Here is a 616-nt window from a genome sequence, read left to right as displayed (position 1 = left end):
CAGGGATCAAAGCCCGTGTGAAACACCTCAGGGGCGAGGAAGACCTAAGGCACGCATCGCTGCAGGATTTCTGGGAGGATTGAGCTTGTGTCCACCAACGAACTGGTCGTCCATCGGTTTGAGGGCCCGCAAATGAGCTTCTTGAATGAGAACGGGAGGCGAGACATGACGGACGTCGAAAACGATAGGGGGGCATCCTTTACCCGGTCCTATTGGTTTGCAGGCTGTTGTATAGGTCTCGCCCTTGCGGGTTTCTTTGATGGCATCCTGCTCCATCAGATATTGCAATGGCATAGCTTCCTGAGTTCGCTTGATGGGGCTATATTTCAGGATTTGCGGTTCCGCATCCTGACCGACGGGCTTTTCCATGCTGTCATGTACGCCATCGGGGCCGTGGGACTGTGGCTACTTTGGCGCACCCGTGAGCAGTTCGACTCTCTAGACTCAGGTCGCCGCTTTGCGTCAACACTATTCATCGGCTTTGGCGCATGGCACCTGCTCGATGCTGTTCTGAACCACTGGATTTTGGGGCTGCATCACATCAAGGAGAACGACGCCAATTGGTTGGCATGGGACTTGGCCTTCTTCACTCTTGGCCTGGTCTGTGTCGCCATCG

At 55.0% G+C, this 616-nt stretch carries 1 protein-coding gene; it reads left to right on the top strand.

Annotated elements, in window-relative coordinates; translation table 11 throughout:
- Positions 1-165: 165 nt before the first annotated feature.
- Positions 166-616, top strand: a 451-nt coding sequence (locus EOA78_RS35620; RefSeq protein ID WP_127320374.1) for a DUF2243 domain-containing protein, incomplete at its 3' end; no start/stop codon positions are given.

It is taken from the genome of Mesorhizobium sp. M5C.F.Cr.IN.023.01.1.1 (assembly GCF_003997585.1).
Classification (GTDB): Bacteria; Pseudomonadota; Alphaproteobacteria; order Rhizobiales; family Rhizobiaceae; genus Mesorhizobium; species Mesorhizobium wenxiniae.
Note: the sequence above shows the minus strand (reverse complement) of the source record. Positions and strands in the feature narration are given on the sequence as shown.